22 protein-coding genes are annotated in these 23,696 nt (G+C 55.4%); 12 read left to right on the plus strand and 10 right to left on the minus strand.

Annotated elements, in window-relative coordinates:
• Positions 1-653: 653 nt before the first annotated feature.
• The 3 genes from PJL69_RS00110 to PJL69_RS00120 all read right to left on the minus strand — a co-directional run bounded on the left by PJL69_RS00110 (position 654) and on the right by PJL69_RS00120 (position 4,038).
• Positions 654-1,769 carry a CDP-glycerol glycerophosphotransferase family protein gene (locus PJL69_RS00110; RefSeq protein ID WP_271307855.1) on the minus strand — a complete coding sequence of 372 codons (1,116 nt, stop codon included), beginning with the start codon at positions 1,767-1,769 and terminating at the stop codon, positions 654-656.
• Positions 1,770-2,119: 350 nt separating this feature from the next.
• Positions 2,120-3,256, minus strand: coding sequence for a hypothetical protein (locus PJL69_RS00115; RefSeq protein ID WP_271307856.1), 1,137 nt, complete (start codon positions 3,254-3,256; stop codon positions 2,120-2,122).
• A 110-nt stretch (positions 3,257-3,366) separates the two neighbouring features.
• Entirely contained in the window at positions 3,367-4,038 is a 672-nt protein-coding gene (locus PJL69_RS00120; protein WP_271307857.1) for a GntR family transcriptional regulator, read from the minus strand.
• Positions 4,039-4,124: 86 nt separating this feature from the next.
• Here PJL69_RS00120 and PJL69_RS00125 point away from each other — a divergent pair, with 86 nt between their 5' ends.
• The 4 genes from PJL69_RS00125 (at position 4,125) to PJL69_RS00140 (ending at position 7,690) form a co-directional block, all read left to right on the plus strand.
• Entirely contained in the window at positions 4,125-5,162 is a 1,038-nt protein-coding gene (locus PJL69_RS00125; protein WP_271307858.1) for an AbrB family transcriptional regulator, read from the plus strand.
• Between the two features lie 98 nt (positions 5,163-5,260).
• Positions 5,261-6,502 carry a cytochrome P450 gene (locus tag PJL69_RS00130; protein ID WP_271307859.1) on the plus strand — a complete coding sequence of 414 codons (1,242 nt, stop codon included), beginning with the start codon at positions 5,261-5,263 and terminating at the stop codon, positions 6,500-6,502.
• Between the two features lie 24 nt (positions 6,503-6,526).
• On the plus strand, positions 6,527-6,847 hold the full coding sequence (locus PJL69_RS00135; protein ID WP_209097705.1) for a 2Fe-2S iron-sulfur cluster-binding protein: 321 nt from the start codon (positions 6,527-6,529) through the stop codon (positions 6,845-6,847).
• Between the two features lie 9 nt (positions 6,848-6,856).
• Entirely contained in the window at positions 6,857-7,690 is an 834-nt protein-coding gene (locus tag PJL69_RS00140) for a helix-turn-helix transcriptional regulator (RefSeq protein ID WP_271307860.1), read from the plus strand.
• Positions 7,691-7,722: 32 nt separating this feature from the next.
• On the opposite strand, the gene moaA is transcribed toward PJL69_RS00140, so the two are convergent.
• The 4 genes from moaA to glmU form a co-directional block, all read right to left on the minus strand.
• Positions 7,723-8,727: a GTP 3',8-cyclase MoaA gene (moaA, locus tag PJL69_RS00145; protein ID WP_271307861.1), complete on the minus strand. Its 1,005-nt coding sequence runs from the start codon at positions 8,725-8,727 to the stop codon at positions 7,723-7,725.
• Positions 8,728-8,819: 92 nt separating this feature from the next.
• Complete coding sequence (locus PJL69_RS00150) at positions 8,820-9,497, minus strand: DNA alkylation repair protein (RefSeq protein WP_271307862.1); 678 nt, start codon at positions 9,495-9,497, stop codon at positions 8,820-8,822.
• The gene (gene glmS, locus PJL69_RS00155; RefSeq protein ID WP_271307863.1) at positions 9,494-11,317 is read right to left on the minus strand and encodes a glutamine--fructose-6-phosphate transaminase (isomerizing); all 1,824 of its coding nucleotides are present in this window, start codon (positions 11,315-11,317) and stop codon (positions 9,494-9,496) included. The genes PJL69_RS00150 and glmS overlap by 4 nt, the downstream gene beginning before the upstream one ends.
• Entirely contained in the window at positions 11,317-12,672 is a 1,356-nt protein-coding gene (gene glmU, locus PJL69_RS00160) for a bifunctional UDP-N-acetylglucosamine diphosphorylase/glucosamine-1-phosphate N-acetyltransferase GlmU (RefSeq protein WP_271307864.1), read from the minus strand. Before glmU ends, glmS begins: the two co-directional genes overlap by 1 nt.
• 135 nt (positions 12,673-12,807) lie before the next feature.
• Here glmU and PJL69_RS00165 point away from each other — a divergent pair, with 135 nt between their 5' ends.
• Both PJL69_RS00165 and PJL69_RS00170 read left to right on the plus strand, forming a co-directional pair.
• Entirely contained in the window at positions 12,808-13,482 is a 675-nt protein-coding gene (locus PJL69_RS00165) for an HAD-IA family hydrolase (protein ID WP_271307865.1), read from the plus strand.
• 59 nt (positions 13,483-13,541) lie between these two features.
• Positions 13,542-14,735, plus strand: coding sequence for a DegT/DnrJ/EryC1/StrS family aminotransferase (locus PJL69_RS00170; protein WP_271307866.1), 1,194 nt, complete (start codon positions 13,542-13,544; stop codon positions 14,733-14,735).
• A 71-nt stretch (positions 14,736-14,806) separates the two neighbouring features.
• Here PJL69_RS00170 and arsC read toward each other — a convergent pair whose 3' ends face one another.
• Genes arsC through PJL69_RS00185 form a run of 3 tightly spaced genes read right to left on the minus strand, consistent with a single transcriptional unit; the run spans position 14,807 to position 16,547 of the window.
• Positions 14,807-15,145, minus strand: a complete 339-nt coding sequence (arsC, locus tag PJL69_RS00175) for an arsenate reductase (glutaredoxin) (protein ID WP_271307867.1) — start codon at positions 15,143-15,145, stop codon at positions 14,807-14,809.
• Positions 15,142-16,209, minus strand: a complete 1,068-nt coding sequence (locus tag PJL69_RS00180) for a quinone-dependent dihydroorotate dehydrogenase (RefSeq protein WP_271307868.1) — start codon at positions 16,207-16,209, stop codon at positions 15,142-15,144. Before PJL69_RS00180 ends, arsC begins: the two co-directional genes overlap by 4 nt.
• Positions 16,206-16,547: a DUF952 domain-containing protein gene (locus PJL69_RS00185; protein ID WP_271307869.1), complete on the minus strand. Its 342-nt coding sequence runs from the start codon at positions 16,545-16,547 to the stop codon at positions 16,206-16,208. Before PJL69_RS00185 ends, PJL69_RS00180 begins: the two co-directional genes overlap by 4 nt.
• 123 nt (positions 16,548-16,670) lie before the next feature.
• Here PJL69_RS00185 and PJL69_RS00190 point away from each other — a divergent pair, with 123 nt between their 5' ends.
• The 6 genes from PJL69_RS00190 to PJL69_RS00215 all read left to right on the plus strand — a co-directional run bounded on the left by PJL69_RS00190 (position 16,671) and on the right by PJL69_RS00215 (position 23,675).
• The gene (locus PJL69_RS00190; RefSeq protein ID WP_271307870.1) at positions 16,671-18,233 is read left to right on the plus strand and encodes a bifunctional metallophosphatase/5'-nucleotidase; all 1,563 of its coding nucleotides are present in this window, start codon (positions 16,671-16,673) and stop codon (positions 18,231-18,233) included.
• A 67-nt stretch (positions 18,234-18,300) separates the two neighbouring features.
• On the plus strand, positions 18,301-18,606 hold the full coding sequence (locus PJL69_RS00195; protein ID WP_271307871.1) for a J-domain-containing protein: 306 nt from the start codon (positions 18,301-18,303) through the stop codon (positions 18,604-18,606).
• Positions 18,606-19,265 carry an SOS response-associated peptidase gene (locus tag PJL69_RS00200; RefSeq protein WP_271307872.1) on the plus strand — a complete coding sequence of 220 codons (660 nt, stop codon included), beginning with the start codon at positions 18,606-18,608 and terminating at the stop codon, positions 19,263-19,265. Before PJL69_RS00195 ends, PJL69_RS00200 begins: the two co-directional genes overlap by 1 nt.
• A 140-nt stretch (positions 19,266-19,405) precedes the next feature.
• On the plus strand, positions 19,406-20,227 hold the full coding sequence (locus PJL69_RS00205; RefSeq protein ID WP_271307873.1) for a bifunctional allantoicase/(S)-ureidoglycine aminohydrolase: 822 nt from the start codon (positions 19,406-19,408) through the stop codon (positions 20,225-20,227).
• A 143-nt stretch (positions 20,228-20,370) separates the two neighbouring features.
• Positions 20,371-21,402 (plus strand): type I glyceraldehyde-3-phosphate dehydrogenase, encoded by a 1,032-nt coding sequence (locus PJL69_RS00210; protein ID WP_271307874.1) that lies wholly within the window; start codon positions 20,371-20,373, stop codon positions 21,400-21,402.
• A complete protein-coding gene (locus tag PJL69_RS00215) occupies positions 21,399-23,675 on the plus strand; it encodes an NADP-dependent malic enzyme (protein WP_271307875.1) in 2,277 nt (758 codons plus the stop codon). The genes PJL69_RS00210 and PJL69_RS00215 overlap by 4 nt, the downstream gene beginning before the upstream one ends.
• Positions 23,676-23,696 lie beyond the last annotated feature (21 nt).

Raw genomic sequence — 23,696 nt, forward strand, 5'->3', positions numbered from 1 at the left:
GTTCGTCCACCACGCTGCTCACGGCAGCTTCGAGCCCATTATGACCAATGCTGCGCGGTCAATCGACGGCAGCTATCCGCAGATAGCGATCTTTGCAAAGTCTGGCGATACCGTAACGGCCATTCTTTTGCTACCTTCTTGGCTGCTGTACCCATCACTCTCTTTGTATACTTCATTTGTTTCGTGTGTGTCGGTTTCGATGACGTCGCGATTGAAGAGAAATTGGGAGCCGAGAATGGCTTTCTAAAGGGGATTGCGTCTGTTGTTTTTTTGGGCGCAGCCGCTTGTTGGGCCGCTTTTTTTCTTCCCTCACTGACTACAAGGGGGCTCAGACTAAAGTGGCGTTTTTCTCCTAACTGAGGCTGCCCCGCTATTCTATGGAGGCTTAATTTTTTGCATTTGGTCGGTCGGATATGCTTGCGTTGTTTTAATCCGGAGAACGCTGAAGAAACATGCCTAGGCTTTTGGAATATCGAGTTTCAGCGTCAATAGGTTACCTCGGCTGAAAACCCAATCGCTGAAGGTAAAATCTCTGGAAAATTTGCATTTTGATATCAGTCCTGTAGTGGCGGATTTGCTGCAAATGAGACTGGCTGAGCTGCCGCTAGGCGGAGGAGCTTGCGTCCATAGTGAAGAGGTCTCTCATAGGAAATCTACAAATTGAATTCTGGCTCAGAAGGTCGGGTATGTGTGCGCTTTTTGACTGGCGACTTTTGTTCTCGGTCATCGAGCAACTGGCGGCAGGCCTTTTGGAAAGCAGCTCCATCCGGACTGTCGTGATCTCCAAGGGCGTAGTCGCATAGTGCCTTTCGTTTTTGTGCGCGTGGATCTGTTGTAAAGCTGGTTGCCATCAGGTCTGGAATATTGCTTGCATCCTGTGAGGCGAGGTAGCCGCCAGCGACGCTCGGGAATGAGGTTAGGTCTGTTTCTGTATAGGCATTGGGATTGGTGACAATATACGGTTTTCCCGTTGCCAAGAAATCTATCAATGTTGAGGACACATCGCTGATCAGCAGATCCGCGCGTTCATAAAGATCAAAAACATCTTCTTCCGTTGTCGCGATACGAAAGCTGGAGCCGTTGGATATCATGTTGATTGATTTCAACAGCTGATCTTTTAATTCAGGCCAGTCGGGCGCCTTCAGGGATAAGGGGTGAGGCTTGAATATAACCTCAAGCGGATCTGCACTGGTCAGAGTTTGTTCCACAATTTTTTGTGCCTGAGTGAGAGAACAAAAATTGCTGTCGTCAAACATGCCGGTCCATGTGGTCATGTAGACCACGGTTTTGCATGCTTTTGAAGTTGAGGCTGCGTTCTTGGCGCGGGGCAACTGTGGGCGACCGACGACGGTGAACTTTTCGCGCGGGATAATCACGCCATGGCGTGCGTATCTGTCGATGGCCATCTCTCCTGCGACGAACAAACGATCATAGATGGCAGACATTGGATTGTAGCTGGGCGGTTTGTCGCTGTCGCCGTGCAGCAGTTGAACATGTGTGACGTTTGGGTTTGCGGCGACGACCGGCAGGTTTGTCATGCTGTTGTTGACGTAAAACAGCACTTCTACGGTTGTTGGCAAGAACGCGGTTTTCTCTGGCAGGTCGGATATGATGAGGACCTCATAGAGGTCGGACTTTGGAAAATGCTGGAGATGTTTGCGTTCTTTCAAGAGGATGACAAAAGGTTCATTGAGAGACAACAGTGGCTTGAGCCACATTGTCACCTGATAGGGCGTTGCAAGTCGTGGTTCAGAGAAATAGAGAGCCATGCGCGCCCTTTTTAGCTTGGGGTGCTGCAATGTCTGAAGGCTATGAACCGCTGTACTGCGTTTGATGTGTGCGAGAGTAAGCCGTGATAGGCAGATCCGCAGGCCAAAGGTAAGGAGCGCGATAAAGAGCGGCGCTGCGCTGCCTGGCGTTGCCCATAAGCCGCTCAAAAGACAGAGAAGCGCTGTTGCAGTTAAGCCCTGTGCGGCTAAGTGATTTCGAGAGACGGGGGTGCTATTGGGAGTGAGTGAGGAAACGGCGCAACTGCGTTGCGCCTTACGCAGGCTAAATGTGAGCCATAGCTCTCCGGCCATCGCGCATGTAATTGCGCCCAGATATAGAACAGCGCCCGTCATGCGGCCGTACGACCGACCCAAGGGCGCGGCGCGTAAAGATCAGGCACACTTTGATGTTTGGTGACGATGCGTGAAGCCAAATCCAGTGTCGCGGTGGATTGCCAATTCCGCGCATGCGCGTCCGTTGGTGCAAGGATCTTTTGGTAGAGCGCGACGGTCTGTGGCAGAGCGGGGGCGCGTTCAAGCTGATTAAATGCCGTGATCAGAACATGTTCGAATTGTGTGTTGCGGGTAAAGTGGCTGTTCTTGGGATGGTCCTGAGCATAGAGGATTGTGCGAAGCTGCGGCTGTACACAGTCGGCAAGTGCGCCGAGCTTTTCTGCATGCCAGAGGTGCCGTGGCGAGAGTCTTTGCAAGTCTTCTAAGGCGCCGCGTTCGCGTACGATCAGCACATAAGGTTCGTGCGCTTCATTTAGGTGTTCACACAGAGCTTTGGTGGCGGAGATATCGGCTTTGGACGTTCCCGCATGATAGACAGCCACTTGTGCAGGCGAGGCTTGCAATTGTCGTGCCATAAGGTCCCGGAGAAGCGGTGCCAGTTCAGCATGGGCACTGCGTTCTTGATGCAGTGTCAGTGCCGTCAAGGCAACCGCGGCGAGGCTGAGCGCGACAGGGAGTATCAGGAGCGCGCGCGGCAACAAGGCGTCTGCTGCCGTTGCAAATATGGCGGTCAATGACAACGCAGTCAGTGCGCAGCGGATGAGATATATGTGACGTTTTGCAATATCGGCAGTGCTCGCTGGTGGCATGGTTGCCACGCGGCACGCCTCACTCTGGATTCGCGCGGCCTTCGCATCACATATGCGAACAGCGGCGTAGCATAGGCAGATCGCAGAAAGCGTTACCGCAGCGAATAGCCAAACCTGCAGCGTGACTTGGAATGATCCGCCGATAAAGAACCAGGCGATCGCGAGGCAGGGGGGGATGAGCACTTCTGGGTATGTATTTAGAAGTTTAACTTTGGTTGTCAGCAGCTTGCCGTGCTGCGACACGGGTAAGAATGCAGGTAAATGCACCAAAAGGGCCAGGAAAAGGACGGGTAGATTTTCTGCAGAGCGCGCCGCCTCAGGCAGCCACAAAATGGCGCATAATGCCATGAGCGCCAGAACAGCTGGCAGGAAGAGTGTGAACATTTTGGCAAGCCTTCTGCCGGAAGCGCCTACGGTCGCGCAAAGTCCAAAACAGTTTCGCCAAAATTGGTGTTTTTTTCTTTAAAATACTCGAAAGACGCGGTGCGCGTCGATCAAACGGCGTTGGGATTGTCCAGATCAACACGCAACGCGCGGATGCGGGCGCGTTGGCCGGCGATGATATGGTCGTGCATCGCGGTTTCCGCAGCTTCACCGTCCCGTCTGGTCAGCGCTTCTAAGATTGCTTGGTGTTCGAGGATTGCGTTTTGATACCTTTCGGGGTCGGCGAGTGTTGTGCGCCCCAAAATCAACATGGCTTTCTGCAGATTAAACATAGACTTGGTCAAGAAACGATTTTTAGCTGCGTTGAGAAGCGCAAGGTGAAACTGCCGATTGAGGCGGGACGCTTCGGTACCTTCACCAACCTGAGCCAACATTTCACTGATCGCGCTGAGTTCAGCAATTTCGACATCTGAGGCTGCGCGTGCTGCCATGCGCGCTGCGGTGCATTCGAGCACCACGCGCATTTCATAAAGTTCCATGACCTCGGAATAGTCCAGACGTCGTATCGTTGCGCCCACACGTGGTAAATGCGTGACAAGCCCATCTGCCTCAAGCAGTCGAATGGCTTCGCGCACCGGAGTGCGGCTGATGTTGAAACGTTTGGCGAGCTCTGTCTCTCGCAGCCGATCCCCAGGGGAAAGATGGCCGTCCCGAATTTCATTGAGCAGAGCGTTGTATGCGGAGTTCCCATGCAGTCCTTCCTGTGGCTTCGGCGTGTCCATTTCGCGCTCCTGCTTGCATGGCTTGAAAGATCGTATCCAGATGTATACAGGTGGATTCGTTGCGTCAATCACGATTAGGAAGACCCATGTCCAATATGCGCTTGCGTGCTTTCACTTTCGTGGTGGCTGTGATCGGGACAGTGTTGTTTAGCCTATTGGGATTGCCCTTACCGTTTCTGTTTGGGCCGATGTCGGTCTGTCTTGTTGCGGCCCTTTGGGGGGCACGTTTGACGGGATTTGGACAGTTGACAGCAGGTGCCCGCACGATCCTTGGTGTTGCGGTGGGCACATCCATCACGCCAGACGTAGTTGCAGAACTGCCCAGCATGGCGGGAAGCCTTGTCTTGGTGCCGATCTATATCGCTGTAATCGGATGCGTTGGCGTGCCGTTCTTCCGTAGCGTGTGCAAGTTTGATGGAGCCACGGCTTACTACGCGGCGATGCCTGGTGGATTGCAGGACATGATCCTGTTTGGACAAGAAGCCGGTGCCGATACGCGGGTTCTTTCGTTGCTCCACGCGACACGGGTTTTGGTGATCGTCACCTTGGCGCCGATTTTGTTGATTTCTTTCTACGATGTTAGCTTTTCCAACCCAATCGGGGAGCCGGCTGCAGAGATCGCGCTGAAAGAACTCGTGTTGATGGCGGGGGCAGCCTGGCTTGGTTGGAAAGGTGGCGAACGGATCGGCCTCTTTGGCGCGAGCATTTTAGGGCCATTGATTGTGTCAGCTGTCTTGACGTTGAGCGGGTTTATCCATTCCCGACCTCCGGCCGAAGCAATTTTGGCGGCGCAATTCTTTATCGGTGTGGTGATTGGCGTGTATTATGTCGGTGTCACGCTTGGTGAGCTGAAGTCTGTGGTGCTTTCTGGGCTTGCTTTCATGGGGGTGCTTGCGGTTTTGGCCGCATGTTTTGCCGAATTGGTGACAGTATTAGGGTTGGCGCCATCTATGGAAGCCTTTTTGGCTTTTGCGCCCGGTGGTCAGGCAGAGATGACAATCCTAGCCATCGTGACTGGTGCGGATCTTGGATTTGTCATTGCGCATCATCTGACCAGGATAGTGGTGGTGATCGTGGGGGCACCGCTTGCCGCACGCGTATTGCGCAAAATTTTTGGCGATTAACAAGTTATGCGATAACCATCTATGTGAATTGGAGAATTCTGCATTTAATTAAAGGTGTCTGATGAATACTGTGCGCCTGCGCAGCTAACGAGGTCGCAATGCCACAGATTTCCCAGCCAGCAATGGAATTCGACCCGCACGGGTCGGCCTTTGCAGCAGATCCCTATCCCACCTATGCCGCTATGAGGGCGCTTCAGGCCCCATTTTATTATGAAGAAATTGACACATGGATGCTGACGCGGATGTCAGATGTTGAGGCGGTGGCGCTCAACAAAACCATGTTGCGCAACAACGAAGCCTTCATTGGTGAAAAAGAGCGGCAACGCCAAAAACGGGCGATCAATTTTCATGACATGCCTTACCATGAGCGTTTTGTTCAGGTGAATCTCCTTGAAAGCGAGGGGGAAACACACAGCCGCTTGCGCAAGGTGGTGTTTCGGGAGTTCACCCCCGCCATGATTTCGAAGCAGCGCGCCGCCATTCAAAGCTTTGTTGATCGCCTGTTGAACGAATTGAGTGATCAGGACGAAGTTGACTTTGTCGGGGAGTTTGCCGCGCATGTACCCGGGCACATCATTGGCCGCATGCTGGGTGTTCCGGATGAGGATTGCCCGTTGTTGCGCCACTGGTCAGAGGAAGTTGTCCGTTATTTTGACCCTGGTCGCGGAGACGCTGACAAACAGCGTGCGGAGCAGGCAACCAAGGAATTCTATGAGTATCTGCTCGCGCTTTTGGACACTCGGGAGAAAGCGCCGCAAGATGATCTTCTGTCACGTTTGGTCAGCCATCGTGATGAAGGACGGCTCAGCCAAGACGAATTGATTTCGACCGCAATGCTGATCCTCATGGCCGGACATGGGTCCACGATCGATGTGCTTGGCAGCGGAATGCATGCCTTGTTGAAGTTCCCCGATCAGCACGATCGCCTGCGTGCAGACGGCTCACTTATGAAAACGGCGGTGCAAGAGATGTTCCGCTTTGAATCGCCTTTGCCATTTTTTCATCGGTTCGCCACGGAAGACTGCGAAGTGGGCGGCATGCGCTTCCCCGCAGGGACACGATTTGGTTTGCTTTATGGTGCCGCAAATCGTGATCCGGATCGATTTGAACAGCCTGACACATTTGACGTCGCGCGCGCGCCGAACCGGCATATGGCATTTGGGGGCGGCGGGCATTTTTGTCTGGGAAATCACTTGGCACGCTTGGATATGGATGTGATTTTCTCGACCCTGAACGCACGATTTGCGACGATCGAATTGGCCGAGGCAGCGCCAGAATACAAACGCGGCCTCTCAGTGCGTGGGCCTGAGGCGCTGCGCGTCCATTGGCAGCGCCGCTAAGTTCAGACGGGAAGACAGAATCTGATGATCACAGTCACTTTTTTAGAAGCCAGTGGAAATCGTATCGAGGCACATGCGAATGCTGGCGATACGCTTATGCAAGCCGCTGTTGGTGCTGGCGTTGAAGGTATTGCTGCGGAATGCGGTGGGGCAGGGGCCTGTGGGACATGCCACTGCGTGCTGCCGCAAGACTGGTTTGATCGCATGCCAGCACCAAATAGCGACGAAACTGACATGCTTGACTTCGTAATCGATCCTCAACCAACCAGCCGACTGAGCTGTCAGGTGTCGATTGGTGAAAATATGGACGGGATGGAAGTTCAAGTACCTGACACCCAAATCTAAAGACACCTAATGACTACGACCACCGAAGACTACAAAATTTACTTTGCGTCAGAGCAAGGTAGCGACGCCGTTTGGCCCTACAGCGTGCCCGTGGGTGGCAGAACTTTGGCGCATCATAACAGTGACATGGTGCGCCGAAATTACAATGAGCACGTATTGATCTACACGCTTTCTGGGGAAGGCCATGTAGACATCGGCGACACGCGGTTTTTGGCAAAATCAGAGACCCTTACCTGGATAGATACAGCGCGGGCTTATGCGCATGGGGCAGGCACGACCGCGCCTTGGCGCTATGTTTGGCTTTCGATCAGTGGTCATGGAATTGATCGACTTTTTGACCGCTTGGGGTTCGCGTCCAATCCGATTGCACCGAAGCTTGCTTCGGTCGCGGGGTGCTTTGAAAACATCCTACATGAATTGTCGGCTGAAGCCGTTGGGGAAAGTGCTAAGATAAACGCGGAAGTGGCGCAGATTCTGGCTGCGTTGTCTGCAAGCCGGCACGCTGCCATTGGTTCTGTCAAAGATGAACCTATGGCGGAACTGAAGTCTCATCTGCGACGAGACCTGCAGAAGGCGTGGCGCATTCCGGACTTGGCCCAGATAACCGGCTTGAGCCATTCTCAGCTTTTCAGAAGGTTTCGTGATGAGGCGGGTGTAAGCCCAATTGTGTGGCTGCGGCGCGAGCGGATGGCCGTTGCCGCCTATCTGTTGCGCAGCACCGACGAGCGGGTGGCCCAGATCGCGATACGGTGCGGATATCCCGACCCGTTCCATTTCAGCCGGGACTTTAAGCTGGAACAGGGGTGCGCGCCGCGCAACTACAGGTCTAAGTACCGGGCGTGAGTGACGCGCTCGATGCTTAGACAAGAATGGTTTCACCCACCTGTGTGGCTCATGTGGCGAGACATTTGACCGTCCACTTTTTGACGTGAATAGTCAAAGTCATGGCCCTTGGGTTTCAAGGCGATGGCAGCACGGATCGCATTTTCCAGTGCTGCGTCACTTTCACTGCCGCGCAGTGGCGCGCGCAGGTCAGCCATATCTTCTTGGCCAAGGCACATGTAAAGCTGCCCTGTGCAGGTCAAACGTATACGGTTGCAGCTTTCGCAGAAATTATGCGTCATTGGCGTTATGAAGCCAATCTTCTGGCCGGTTTCTTCCAATCGTACATAACGGGCCGGGCCACCCGTACGCTCGGCAAGATCAGTGAGCGTGTAACGCTCAGCAAGGCGCGCGCGCAGGTCTTTGAGCGACCAGTATTGATCGAGGCGGTCTTCGTTGCCCAAGTCGCCCATGGGCATCACCTCTATCCAGGTCATATCCATGTCGCGAGAGGCACACCATTCTGCGAGGGTGAACAGCTCGTCTTCGTTGAAGCCTTTGAGGGCAACCGCGTTGAGCTTGATCCGAAGTCCAGCCGCCTGAGCGGCGTCTATACCGCGCAATACTTGCGGCAGACGGCCCCAACGAGTGATATCTGCGAATTTGCCTTCGTCAATGGTATCAAGCGACACATTCACACGGCGAATACCACATGCGTAAAGCTCTTCTGCGAAGCGTTCGAGTTGCGATCCGTTGGTTGTCAGAGTGAGCTCTTTCAGAGCACCGCTGTCCAGATGACGCTTCATGCTTTTGAAAAACGTCATAATGTCACGACGCACCAGTGGCTCACCACCGGTGATCCGCAGTTTTTCCACCCCCAAGCGCACGAATGTGGAACACATGCGGTCCAACTCTTCGAGGGTCAACAGTTCTTTCTTTGGCAGAAACGTCATGTTTTCTGCCATGCAGTAGACACAGCGAAAGTCGCAACGGTCGGTCACTGAAACGCGCAGGTAGTTCACAGCGCGGTGGAACGGATCAATCAATGGAGCTGTCATAGGAGAAAGTTAATCATGACGCTGCGCCAGAGCAAGGGCGGCGAAAGTCGTAAAGGTAACTTTTCACCGCATTTTTTTGATGCCGAAAAACTTCAGGCTAAGTACTTTGCGGCCTCTTTGGCGGCAAAGGGCTTCATCCTGTCTCCGTGGAGTTCCAGAAAATTTCGAACGCGTGTTTCGTCGTGTTTGGAGAGATCGCGCAGCCACCACGCAACAGATTTCTGAATGAACCAGTCTTGATCTTCGACATAGCCCGCAGCCCATTGCAAAATGCGGTCGCGCGCGTCCAGCTCGGCTGGCTTAGGGTTGTTCTGTTTGGTCCAGGGAAGGGTGATCACCAACGCCGCGCGGCGGGTCCACAGATGATCAGAGGTGGTCCAGCTTTCAACGGTATCGAGCCGGTCTGGATTTGCCGTAAGTCGGCGTTGCCCTGCCATGCAGGCATGGTCTGCAATCGCCCAGCTGTCAAAGTCTGGCACCCATGCACAAATCAAGTCCCATGCCGTCTCATCAGGTCGCAGGCGCGCTTGTGTAAGCAGTTTTGCAGCCACAATACGCGCCTCAAAGATGTCGGTTTCCCATAGGGCTTTGGCCAGCGATACGCGGGTTTCCACGTCAAACGTTTGCCGCCAAGTTTTGGCAAGGTCATTTAGCGCGGGATTTGAAATCCCCAACACTTCCCGCGTTTGCTTGTGGTAGGCGCGCATGCCGTCTGCGCGTCCCGGTTCAATCTGCGCACGGAGGGCTCTGAGTGCGTCATCCAGCGTCATTCGACGGTCACAGACTTGGCGAGATTTCTTGGCTGATCTACATCAGTGCCTTTGGCAACCGCCGTATGATAGGCCAGAAGTTGCGCAGGGACAGCATAAAGGATGGGGGACAATACAGGGGAAACCTGAGGCATCTGAAGGGTTTCCCAGGCGCCCTCAGCGGCGTTTTGCATGCCTTTGGAATCCGAAATCAAAAGCACCTTGCCAGCGCGGGCCATAACCTCCTGCATGTTGGAGATCGATTTATCAAACAGCTCATCATGCGGAGCCAGCACCACAACAGGGACTTGTTTGTCAATCAGTGCGATTGGGCCATGTTTCAGTTCGCCAGAAGCGTAAGCTTCAGCGTGAATATAGCTGATTTCCTTCAGTTTTAGCGCCCCTTCCAGCGCCAGCGGGAACATGCGCCCACGCCCCAGAAATAGAATATCGCGCGCTTCCGCCAGTTTGCCGGACACAGCCGCAACCTGCGCTTCACTGCCGAGCGCTTGATTGATGAGACCAGGAACGCCACGCAGCTCGGTGAGATGTGTTGACAGCTCCGCATCGGACAGTTTGCCTCGATCATGAGCGGCCTTCAGGGCCAGCATCAAAAGCACGGTCAATTGGCAGGTAAACGCTTTTGTGGAGGCCACGCCGATTTCTGCGCCTGCCAGAATTGGCAGGATCAGATTGCTTTCACGGGCGATGGAACTCTCTGGCACATTCACAACTGAGACGATCTGTTCCGCTTTCCCGCTCATGTAGCGCAGGGCGGCCAAGGTGTCTGCGGTTTCGCCCGACTGTGAAACAAACAACGCAACGGTGCCGCTGGTGACAGGAGGTTCGCGGTAACGGAACTCCGATGCCACATCAACTTCGACAGGCAAGCCAGCGATTTGCTCAAACCAATATTTGGCAGTCACACAGGCATAGTATGCGGTGCCACAGGCCACCATGGTGAGCCGGTCGACCTTTGTGAAGTCCAATCCCTGATCAGGTAGGGCCACCGATTTTCCGTCTTTTGAAAGGTAATGATCAATCGCCTGGCCGAGCACAGTGGGCTGTTCAGCGATCTCTTTGGCCATAAAGTGTTTGTGCAAGCCTTTGTCGACCTGTGTCTGATCGACGTTGATGACTTTTTGGTCTCGTGTCACCTCTGTGCCGGCTTCATCGCGGATCACTAGAGAAGTTCGGCTCAATACTGCGCTGTCGCCTTCCTCCAGATATGTGATCTTATCGGTCAACGGGGCCAGAGCAATTGCATCGGAGCCCACGTACATTTCACCATCGCCATGGCCGATCGCCAGAGGAGAGCCTTTGCGCGCTGCAACGATCAAGTCATCTTCACCAGAAAACAAAAACGCCAACGCGAATGCACCGTCTAGGCGAGAAAGCGTTTTGAGCGCGGCCTCAACAGGTTGCATCCCCGTATTCATGTACCGTTGCGTCAGAAGGGCGACCGTCTCTGTGTCTGTTTCCGTGACAAACGAGAACCCATCATTTGCCAATTCTTCACGCAGCTCGCGGAAGTTTTCGATGATGCCATTGTGCACAACAGCCACAGGCCCAGCTTGGTGCGGGTGCGCATTCACCACAGAAGGAGCACCATGGGTGGCCCAACGTGTATGGCCAATGCCCGACTTCCCGCGGAGAGGTTCGTGCACCAGCAAATCGGAGAGGTTCACGAGCTTTCCAACTGCGCGGCGCCGTTCCAGCGTGCCGTCGTTTACGGTTGCAATGCCCGCGCTGTCGTAGCCACGATATTCGAGCCGTTTAAGGGCTTCAACGAGAATAGGGGCCGCTTCGTGACTGCCGAGAACACCAACGATTCCACACATTACTTGCTCTCCGATGTCTGTTTTTGTTTCTTTTTCTTTAACAATTCGAACAATTTTCGGGCGACACCGAGTTTGTTGACCTGATTGGCACGTGCAAGCGCGAGAGCCGTGTCAGGAACATCCTTGGTGATGACAGATCCAGATCCGGTCATCGCCTCGTCACCAACTGTAACTGGCGCGACCAACATTGTGTTGGAGCCGATAAAGGCGCGACTTCCGATGGTGGTGTGATGTTTCATGACACCATCGTAGTTGCAGGTGATGGTGCCTGCACCAATGTTGGTAGCGGCGCCCAAAGTGGCGTCACCGATATAGGACAGGTGGTTGACTTTGGTGCCTTCGCCAATTTCTGCGTTTTTGATTTCCACAAAGTTACCGATGTGGGTGTTTTCTGAGAGCTCCGCGCCGGGGCGCAGGCGAGCGTAGGGGCCGACGGCCGCGCCGCGAGAGACATGACATCCTTCAAGATGCGAAAAAGCGCGAATGCGCGTGCCGCTTTCTACGGTCACGTTGGGGCCGAAATAGACATTCGGCTCAATCACGGTATCCCTGCCAATCACGGTGTCAAAAGATAGCATGACCGTCTCGGGTTGTTGCAATGTGACGCCAAGGTCGAGCAGCTCTGCGCGGGCACTTTTCTGAAAAATACCTTCAGCTTCAGCGAGCTGAGCGCGAGAGTTGATGCCCAGCGTCTCCGCCTCATCACAAGAAACAGCCGTGACATTCAGACCTTTTTCACGCGCCAGACCGACGATGTCAGTGAGGTAGTATTCACCTTGCGCATTGTCAGACGAAATTGCGCTGATCAGATCAAAGAGCGTTTTGCTTTCAACCAGCATCACTCCTGAGTTGCAGAAAGTGATCGCGCGCTCATCTGTGGAGGCATCTGCAAACTCGACAATCCGTTCAAGCTGATCGCCATGCATAATCAAGCGGCCATATTTTCCGGGATCTGCAGCGTCAAAACCAAGCACAACAACCGCGTTCTGCTTTTTGGCTGCGACCATGTTTTCGAGGGTTTCAGCGCGTACAAATGGGGTGTCTCCGAAGAGGACAATCACATCACCATCAAAATCAGCGAGGGCCTCTCGGCACATATCCACAGCGTGCGCCGTGCCGTTTTGCGCTTCCTGCAGAACCACTTCGGCTTTAGGATCAAAATCAGAAACTACTTTTGCGACCAGTTCCGCACCATGGCCTGCGACAACCAGGGTTTGCTCCGGTGACAAAGCTCGCCCCGCCCGCATAGCGTGGATCAGCATTGGGGCGTTGGCAATGGGATGTAATACTTTTGGTAATTCCGAGTTCATCCTTGTGCCTTTTCCGGCAGCCAGAATGACAAGTGCAATGCTCATTTTTTTTCTCTTTGAATTTCTATTCTGCCCGTTTTACCCGAGTGCTGGGAGGGTGCAAGGGTAACAAGCTTCAATTCGGGTTGCGCCTTGTAACAGCCATTGGCGATAAGTCGCGCATCTGAAGAGGACAAATGTATGAAAACCGTCATTTTTGATCTGGATGGAACGCTGGCAGATACCAGCGGAGACTTGATTGCTGCGGCCAATTTTTGTTTCCGGGAGATGGGATACGGAGACGTGCTTCGGCCAGAAAGCGACGCGGGAGTAGCTTTGCGCGGTGGCCGACGTATGCTCACTGAGGGGCTCAATCGTGTGGGGGCGCTGGATGAGGCAACCATAACAGCATATTATCCGGTTTTGCTCGAAGCTTATGGCGGCGCGATTGCAGAACATACAGTGCTTTACGATGGTGCGATGGAGGCGGTCGCGCAGCTGTCAGCGCTGGGTTACGGCGTAGGGGTCTGCACGAACAAGCCAGAAGGACTGGCGGAGCGACTGTTGGTGGCGCTGGGCGTGCGAGATGATTTTGGCGCGTTGGTTGGGGCTGACACTCTGCCGGTGCGAAAGCCCGACCCTGCACCACTTGCCGAAACTGTGCGGCGTTTGGGCGGGCATCCTGCCAAAACCCTGTTGGTCGGGGACAGTGACACTGACCGGAACACAGCAAAAGCTGCTGGGGTGCCGAGCGTATTGGTGACATTTGGTCCGAGTGGGGAGGACATGGCGGCGCTTGAGCCAGAGGCGCTTTTGCATGACTTTGCGTCTCTGCCAAAAGTGGTTGAGACGCTTCTGGCTGATCCGGTTGGGTGATTGCAGCCGCCTGTGAACTTGCGTAATGCTGATGCGACGCGACCTGTGTGGAGGCCATGATGAGCGAAGTGTTTAAGGGCAATTTCACCCAGCAAGAACCGATTTCAGAAGAGGCGATTGCCGCTGCAGTTGACGTGATGCGCACAGGTCGTTTGCATCGCTACAACCTATCTGAGGGTGAAGAGGGTGAGGTATCTCTCTTAGAGCAAGAGTTTGCGCAGAGCGTAGGTGCCAAATTCTGTATTGCGGTTGCATCTGGTGGGTATGCGATGGGGTGTGCGTTGCGCGCCATGGGCATTCAGCCGGGTGACAAAGTGCTGACGAATGCATTTACGCTTGCGCCGGTGCCAGGCGCCATTGCCAGTGTCGGCGCTGTCCCAGTGTTTGTCGGCGTGACCGAAGGGCTGGTGATCGATTTGGACGATCTGGAAGCCAAAGCAGATCAAGCTGATGTGCTCATGCTGTCACACATGCGGGGCCATATCTGTGACATGGATGCGCTGATGGCGATTTGCGCCCAGCACAATATTCGCGTGATTGAGGATTGCGCACACACAATGGGCGCAAGCTGGCGTGGTGTCCCATCGGGGCGCTTTGGGCAGATGGCGTGCTATTCGACGCAGACCTACAAGCACATGAACTCGGGCGAAGGCGGCCTGCTGATCAGTGACGACGCGGAGCTGATGGCGCGGGCCACGATTTTGTCGGGCAGCTACATGCTTTATGGGCGCAATGGGGCCGTGCCCGAGGCGGAAGTCTTTGAACGCGTAAAGTATGACACACCCAATGTCTCGGGCCGTATGGATCATCTGCGTGCCGCGATATTGCGCCCGCAGTTGCGTAAGCTTTCTGACAGCGTGGCGGCCTGGAATGCGCGCCACGATGTGATCTTGGATGGGCTGCGCGAAACGCCTGGACTGACCGTCGTAGAGCGGCCTGAAGGCGAAGGCTATGTGGGCAGTTCGATCCAGTTTTTGTTGTTGGATTGGTCGGTCGATAAAATCAACGCCGTGCTCAAGCGTTGTGCGGCACGGGGCGTTGAGTTGAAGTGGTTTGGCGGCGCTGAGCCCGTGGCTTTCACATCCCGCTACGACAGTTGGCGCTATGCACCGAGCGTGCCGATGCCGAAATCTGACCGGATTCTGAAGGGGATTGTGGATATGCGCATCCCGCTGACGTTTTCGCTTGAGGATTGCGCACTGATTGCGCGGATCATCAAGGCAGAAGTTGGCGCAGTGTTTCAGTCGGGCTGATGGATGCCGCGTGAGCGCAGGATGGTAGCCCTGCGCACTTTCGACCGATTTGGTGTCTGGAGCGTAGCAGCTTAAAGGATGTCCAGAACAGCTTCTGGTGGGCGCCCAATAGCCGCTTTGCCGTTTGTAAGCACAATTGGACGCTCGATCAGGATCGGGTTTTCTGCCATTGCGGCGCGCAATGTCGCGTCATCGTCGGTCTTGCTGAGACCCAGCTCGGCGAAGCGCTTTTCTTTGGTGCGCATCATCTCGCTGGCTTTGAGGCCCAGGAGCTGCTGTACCTCGGCAATCTCTTCAGCGCTTGGCGCGTCTTCGAGATAGCGCCGCACTGTGACGTCGCTCTGTTCTTCAACAAGGGCGAGTGTTTGGCGGGATTTGGAACAGCGCGGGTTGTGCCAGATGGTGATCATAGCCAGTCCTTTCGTGTGCTTCCAACCGCGTCTGCGACATTGGCAAAGCCATCGCGTTGCAGCAGCGCGTCCAATTCCCGCACGATTGTTTCAGCAAGGGAGAACCCGCCGTAGACAAGCGCTGTATAGAGCTGCACGGCAGAGGCACCGGCGCAGATCTTGGCGTAGGCTTGGTCCGCGGACCCTATGCCTCCAACCCCGATCAAAGGCAGGGCGCCCTCTGTCAGTTCTGACAGACGTGCGAGCACTTGGGTGGACTTTTCAAAGAGCGGCGCGCCAGACAGGCCTCCTGCCTCAGCCTTGTGCGGGCTGATGAGTCCATCGCGAGAAAGTGTCGTGTTGGTTGCAATAATCGCATCAACGCCTGTTTCCTGCGCAACTTCGGCGATCTCGCCGAGTTCGACATCGCTGAGATCCGGGGCAATTTTGAGGAAAACAGGAATCTTCCGATCCAATGCGTCGCGGGTGTCCATTACACCACTCAAAAGCGCGGAGAGGGCGGCTTTGCCCTGCAAATCACGCAGCTTTTCTGTGTTGGGCGAGCTGACATTGACTGTTGCGAAATCCAGATGCGCGCCGCAATGCGCCAGTACGCGTGCGAAATCTTCTGCACGGTTTTCGCTATCTTTGTTTGCGCCAAGGTTGAGGCCAATGACAGCCTCCTTGGGGCGGTTGGCAAGGCGCGCGCCGATGGCTTCCATGCCATCGTTGTTAAAACCAAAGCGATTGATCGCTGCTTTGTCTTCGCTCAGTCGAAACAGCCGCGGTTTGGGATTGCCGGGCTGTGGCCGAGGTGTTGCGGCGCCAACTTCGACAAAACCAAATCCAGATTTGGCAAGGCCAGACAGTGCAGTGGCGTTTTTGTCAAACCCTGCGGCAAGTCCAACGGGGTTTGGAAGCGAAATTCCGGCAACTTCAGTGCGCAGGCGCGCTGACGTTATGTGACCCGGCGCATTTGCCACACCCATTTGCAAAGCGCGGATAGCCAGACCGTGGGATGTTTCCGGGTCAATGCTGCGCAGGGCCTTCATGCCCAGTTTTTCAAGAATGTTGCCGCTGCTCATGATGTGGTTCCCGCTGGAAACTGATGGGTGCCATCCACGAGTGGCAAAGGCTGTGCCCAAGTCACATCAGAAAGACGGAATTCCCGATAGAGATGTGGGAACAAAGCGCCGCCGCGAGAGACTTCCCACTTCAGCTCATCTCCAAGGCTGTCGGCGTCAACAGCGATCAGGAATAGGTCGTGCTCTCCGGCGAAGTGTTTGGCGGCGGTTTCCGCAGCCTGTTCCGCTGTCGAGAAATGGACAAAGCCATCGGCAACATCCACGGGGGCGCCTGCCGTGTGGCCATCGGCGCGCAGAGTGGCCCATTCTTCGGCCCGAAAAATCTTGAAAATAAGCATGGCTTGCTCATGCAACGGGCGGGGCGTGAGGTCAAGCTATAGAGCTTTTGTTAAACCTTTGACATGGGTGTGCCTTAAGCGGCACGATATTGATTGAATGGTAAAAATGAGAAGGGATTCTCCATGATCGCGCGTTTGATGACAGGGGCCGCAGCGCTCGCCGTAACCGCTGGTATGGCAGCCGCCGACTACACTTTGCACATTGTTCACATCAACGATCTGCACAGCCGTATTGAGCCGATCAACAAGTATGACTCGACCTGCAAGGCTGAGGACAATGCAGAGGGCAAATGCTTTGGCGGCTATGCCCGTGTGGCGACCAAGATTGCTGAACTGCGCGAGGAATTGGCTGGTCAGAACCTTGTGGTTCTGGACGCAGGCGACCAGTACCAGGGCTCTTTGATGTACACGACCTACAAAGGTGACGTGGAAATCGAGATGATGGAGAAGATCGGTTTTGACGCCATGGCCGTCGGCAACCACGAGTTTGACGATGGTCCCGAAGGGCTGCTTAAACTGGTCGAGGGCGTGTCTTTCCCGGTGATTTCTGGCAACCTTGATGTCTCTCAATCCGGTGCGCTTGCGGGCAAAGTGACCAACCACGTGGTGCTGGACGTTGGCGGTGAAAAGGTTGCTATCATTTCCGCGCTGGCCACGGACACCGCTGAAACCTCAAGCCCCGGCGAAGCAGTGATCTTCCAGGACGAGATTGAAGCCCTGCAGGCAGATGTGGATGCGCTGACCGCAGAAGGCGTGACCAAGATCATCGCGCTGAACCACGTGGGCGTGAATAAAGATATGGAGATTGCAGGCGCGGTGTCTGGCGTGGATGCGGTTGTGGGTGGGCATTCTCACACCAAATTCTCCAACACCGAAGAAGGCGCGATGGCTTATCCAACCATGGTCGGCAACGTGCCGGTGGTACAGGCCTATGCCTATTCCAAATATGTTGGCCACCTGACGCTGACCTTTGACGATGCGGGCAATGTGACCGCTGCAACCGGTGACACCATTTTGCTCGACGCCTCTGTGGCGGAAGATCAGGACATCGTGGCGCGCGTGGCAGAGCTGGCTGGCCCAATCGAAGAGATGAAGTCTCGTGTTGTCGCTTCGACCGACGCGGCGATTGATGGCGACCGTGGATCCTGCCGGGCAGGCGAGTGCGCCATGGGCAACCTCGTTGCAGGCGCGATGCTGGATCGTGTGAAAGACCAAGGCGTTGAAATAGCGATCCAAAACGGTGGCGGTTTGCGGGCGTCCATCGACGCGGGCGAAGTGACCATGGGGGAGGTGCTCACGGTGCTGCCCTTCCAGAACACGCTGTCCACTTTCCAAGTGACCGGTGAAACCATTGTGGCGGCGCTGGAAAATGGTGTGAGCCAAATCGAAGATGGCGCAGGCCGTTTCCCACAGGTTGCGGGCATGACCTTCAGCTTTGATGCCGCTGCAGACGCAGGCAGCCGTATCAGCGACGTGATGGTTGGCGACGCGCCGATTGATCTCGCCAAGGTATATGGCGTTGTGTCCAATAATTATGTGCGCAACGGCGGCGATGGCTACAAAATGTTCCGCGACGCTGAAAACGCCTATGACTATGGCCCGGACCTCGCCGATGTGACCGCAGAGTATCTGGCCAAGAATGGCGCGGGCGCGGCGGCTCTGGATGGCCGTATCAGCAAAAAGTAAGCGCCTGATTGCTTGACGTTTCTGACCCCCGCCGGGAAACTGGCGGGGGTTTTGCTTTGAGGGCGTTATGGATCATCCGCTGATCGATCTGATCAATCAGAAAATTCGCGAAGCTGAGGAGGCTGGCGAATTTGACAATCTGGAAGGGGCGGGAAAGCCTTTGCCGAAGGAAGAAGATCCCGAAAATGCTCTGATCAACCGGCTCGTGAAAGAAAGCGGTGGCGTGCCTGAGTTTGTGTCACTGTCCCGTGAGCTGGCCAAGCTGCGGGAGCAGTTGCGCGAAACGGGCGACCGCACAAAGCGGCGTGACATCATGAAGGACATGTCCATGATGGAAGCGCGGATTGAGATGGCACGAAAGGCCCATCGCTGATGTGTGGGCGTGTGGCGGTTACCCTGCCAAATGACGCCATGGCGCAGATGTTCGCTGCATCCCCGGCAAACAACCTGCCGCAGGTGCCAAACTACAATGTCTGTCCCACCACGCAGATCCATGTGGTTTTGGGAGGTGCTGATGCGGGGCGCAAGCTGGTCTCCATGCGGTGGGGATTTCTGCCGAGTTGGTACAAAGCGCCCAATGACGGCCCGTTGCTGATCAATGCGCGGGCTGAAACCATCGCAGAAAAACCTGCCTTTCGAACGGCTTGCCGAGAGCGGCGCTGCTTGATCCCGGTGACAGGGTTTTATGAATGGACGAAGGATTCCGACGGCACACGCTGGCCTTGGTACATTCATGGTTCAGAGACTTTGGCCCTGGCGGGTGTGTGGCAGGAGTGGGGTGCCGAGGGAGAGCGCATCGCGACCTGTGCGGTTGTCACCACATCTGCCAATGAGTCCATGTCCCAAATCCATCATCGTATGCCGGTGGTCATTGATGAAGAGGATTGGGGGCTTTGGCTTGGCGAAAAGGGACACGGTGCCGCGACTTTGATGAAGTCTGCGGCTGAGGATCTCTTGTCCTTTCATCAGGTGGATCGGGCGGTGAATTCAAACCGCGCTTCAGGACCGGAGTTGATTGAACCGTTTGAGTGATATCTCCGAACCCCGTGTTGCACACGCGCCATTTTCAAGAAAAGCGCAACAGTCCTTCAGCTCTGGATGCCATCCTTGTCCATTGGCCTCGTGGATGAGTTTGGTGATGATGCGGGCAAGACCAACTTTGGAGGGTTGTCATGACCAAAGCGCCGTATTTTGCTCCGCAAGGAGGGTTGCCGCCGCAGACACAGTTGCTGACGGATCGCGCAATGTTCACCGAGAGTTTTGCTGTCATCCCAAAAGGCACGTTGACAGATATTGTCACCTCCAATCTGCCGTTTTGGCGGGACACACGGGTGTGGGTTATTGCTCGCCCGATGTCAGGTTTCAGTGAGACGTTTTCGCATTATATCGTGGACGTTGCACCCGGCGGCGGCAGCGACAAACCTGAACTTGAGGCAGGCGCACAGGGCGTTGTGTTCGTGGTGGAAGGCGAGGTGTCTCTGTCCATTGAGGGCACAGATCATACGTTGTCTGAAGGCGGCTATGCCTATCTTCCGGCCGGATGTGACTGGCGTTTGATCAATCGGTCAGAGAAAAACGCCAAGTTCCACTGGATTCGCAAGCTTTATGAAGCGGTTGACGGGATCGACGCGCCAGAGGCCTTTGTAACCAGCGATGCCGACACGCCCATTCGGCACATGCCAGATACCGATGGCGCCTGGGGCACCACACGGTTTGTGGACCCCGACGACATGCGCCATGACATGCACGTCAATATCGTGACCTTTGAGCCGGGGGGCGTGATCCCATTTCTTGAGACACATGTGATGGAACATGGGCTCTATGTGCTTGAAGGCAAAGCCGTTTATAAGCTCAATCAGGATTGGGTAGAGGTCGAGGCCGGTGATTATATGTGGCTGCGCGCCTTCTGTCCGCAGGCGTGTTACGCGGGTGGCCCCGGCAAATTCCGCTATCTGCTCTACAAAGATGTCAACCGCCACATGAAGCTGCGTTAAAAGTGCGTATGGGGTGATGATGTCCGTGCGCCCTGCTGGTAGCGTTAACGCGCACGGCCATGTCGCTTTTGTGCATTTTTAGGGGTGGCAATTGGGGGGCAAACTCGGTCAATTGGCGTTTCAAGGACTCGCAGGACCAAAGCATGACCGCAGATCGCACCCGCATTTTTATCAATGGGTTTGGCCGTATTGGCCGCACCTTGTTGCGTATTCTGTCAGATGGCCAGCATCGCGATATTGAAATTGTCGGGATCAACGATATCGAGCCGCTGGAAACCTGCGCTTATCTGTTCGAATATGATAGCGTCTACGGCGCTTATCGCGGCACGGTTGAGGTTCACGACAGCGCGTTGGTGGTTGATGGACAACCTATCTCGTTTCACGCGCAAAGTGATCTGAGTACGCTGGATCTGAGCTCCGTTGATGTGGTGTTGGAGTGTACCGGTATGGCAGGCACCCGCGCAATCGCCGAGCGGGGGCTGGCCGCTGGCGCGCAGGCGGTGTTGATCTCTGGTCCGTCAGATGAGGCGGACGTGACTGTTGTGCTTGGTGCCAATGATGCCGATTTGCAGGATCAAGTGATCGTTTCTAACGCCTCCTGCACCACCAATGCGCTGGCTCCCTTGATGCGGGTGCTGGATGCGGAATATGGGCTGATTTCTGGCCACATGACCACAGTGCATTGTTACACAGGAAGCCAGCCGACGGTGGATAAGCCCCGCGGTGATCTTGCGCGTAGCCGTGCGGCGGCTTTGTCTATGGTGCCAACGACCACTTCGGCACAGCGCATGATTGATCGCGTGCTTCCGCATTTGAAGGGGCGGGTCGAAGCGCGGGCGATCCGTGTGCCGACCGCCAGCGTGTCCGCGATTGATCTGACAATACAGACGGAGCGGGCTGTGACAGCTGGCGCTGTGAACGCTTTGCTGCGGCAAGAGGCTGAAAAGAATGGTATTTTAGGGTGGACGCGTACGCCGTTGGTCTCCACCGACCTGCGGGCGCGGCCAGAATCCCTGATTGTGAGTGAGCGAGAAACCAGTGTTTCCGTAGGCGGGTTGCTGCGCGTCTTCGGCTGGTACGATAACGAATGGGGCTTTTCCAACCGTATGCTGGAAATGGCCGGATTGATGGGGCGGCGGTCAGCCGCGCGAGGGGACTTGGGAGACAAGAAATGACAAATACAAAAGACCATGATCGCGCCCGTGAGGCAGCGCTGAAGTATCACGAGTTTCCAAAGCCCGGTAAACTGGAAATTCGCGCAACCAAACCCATGGCGACGGGGCGTGATCTGAGTCTGGCCTATAGCCCAGGTGTGGCAGAAGCTTGCCTTGAGATTGAAAAGAACCCTTCGGATGCAACGCGTTACACGTCCAAGGGCAATCTTGTTGCGGTGATTTCGAATGGTACGGCCGTCTTGGGCCTTGGCAATATTGGCGCACAGGCCAGTAAGCCGGTGATGGAAGGTAAGGCGGTTCTGTTCAAGAAATTCGCCGGGATAGACTGTTTTGACATTGAGGTAAACGAGCCGGATCCGGAAAAACTTGCCGATCTGGTGTGCCGTCTGGAGCCGACCTTTGGCGCGGTGAACCTTGAGGACATCAAGGCCCCTGATTGCTTCCTTGTTGAGCGTCTTTGCAAAGAACGGATGAACATTCCGGTGTTCCATGACGATCAGCATGGTACCGCGATCGTGGCTGCGGCTGCGGCCTACAACGCCTTGATTGTTGCCAAGAAAAACGTTGAAGACATCAAGGTTGTGGCGCTGGGCGCGGGGGCGGCGGGGATCGCTTGCCTCAAGATGCTGATGACCATGGGTGTGCAGCATGAGAACATTCTGATGCTGGACAGCAAAGGCGTGGTGCACAAACAGCGTAACGACCTGACTCAAGAGAAGGCCGAATTTGCGCAAGCCACTGAAAAGCGGACAACAATGGAAGCCATGGAAGGGGCGGATCTGTTCCTAGGCGTGTCCGGGCCGGGCTTGTTGACCAAAGAGATGGTTGAGCAGATGGCGGACAATCCGATCATCTTTGCGCTGGCCAACCCAACGCCTGAAATCATGCCGGAGGAAGCCCGTGCGGCGGCGCCTGGGGCGCTGATTGCCACTGGGCGGTCGGACTACCCGAACCAGGTCAACAACGTGCTCTGCTTCCCCTTCATCTTCCGGGGGGCGCTGGACGCTGGTGCGACGGAAATCAATGACGCAATGAAGCTCGCCTGTGTGGAGGCGATTGCCGGTCTCGCACGAGAAACCACGAGCGCGGAAGTGGGGGTTGCCTATCAAGGGGAGACCCTGACATTCGGCCCTAACTACCTGATCCCAAAACCATTTGATCCACGTCTGCTGCCGACGATTGCGGTGGCTGTGGCTCGTGCCGCGATTGAGTCTGGTGTGGCGACCAAGGATCTGGATCTGCACGCTTATGAAGACAAGCTGCAGGCACAGGTGTTCCGCTCCTCGATGATCATGCGCCCTGTTTATGAAGCGGCCAGCATGTCTCGCCGCCGCATCATCTTTGCAGAAGGCGAGGATGAGCGGGTACTGCGCACAGCGCAAACCATGCTGGAAGAAACCGTGGATACTCCGGTGTTGATTGGCCGTCCCGAGGTTGTGTGCCAACGTCTTGAAAAAGCTGGACTAAAAATCAAACCTGGTGTGGATTTTGAGCTCATCAACCCTGAGCAGGATGAGCGCTATCGTGACTACTGGACGACCTACCACGCCAAGTTGCGTCGCCAAGGGGTGAGCCCGGACAGTGCGCGGGCGATCCTGCGCACGAACAACACGGCGATTGCGGCGATTGCGGTGGACCGTGGAGACGCGGACAGCATGATCTGTGGCACCTTTGGGGAGTATCGCTGGCACCTGCGCTATGTGACAGAAGTGTTGAAAAACAAAGAGTTGAACCCAATCGGGTCTTTGTCTTTGATCCTTCTGGACAAGGGGCCTTTGTTCCTTGCGGACACCCATATTCACATCGAACCGACCGCCGATCAGGTTGCGCAAACGGTTGTGGCAGCAGCGCGGCACGTGCGACGCTTTGGGGTGGATCCGAAGATTGCGCTTTGTTCGGGGAGTCAGTTTGGCAACCTCGACAGTCATTCTGGCCGGGTGATGCGCGGGGCGCTGGATGTGCTGGACCAAACCGAGCATGACTTTGAATATGAAGGAGAAATGCACACTGATGCAGCGCTGGATCCAGAGCTGCGGGAGCGTCTGTTCCCCGGTGGGCGGCTTAATGGCAAAGCCAATGTGCTGGTTTACTCCAACACCGATGCGGCGGGCGCGACCCGCAACATTCTGAAGTCTGTGGCTGATGGTCTGGAAGTGGGGCCGATCCTGATGGGCATGGGCAACCGGGCGCATATTGTGACACCCTCCATCACGGTGCGCGGCCTGCTGAACATCGCGGCGCTGGCCGGCACTGAGGTGTCGACGTACGGCTAAAAGCGAAAAATTTCGCCACAC

It is taken from the genome of Shimia sp. MMG029 (assembly GCF_027947445.1).
Classification (GTDB): Bacteria; Pseudomonadota; Alphaproteobacteria; order Rhodobacterales; family Rhodobacteraceae; genus Shimia.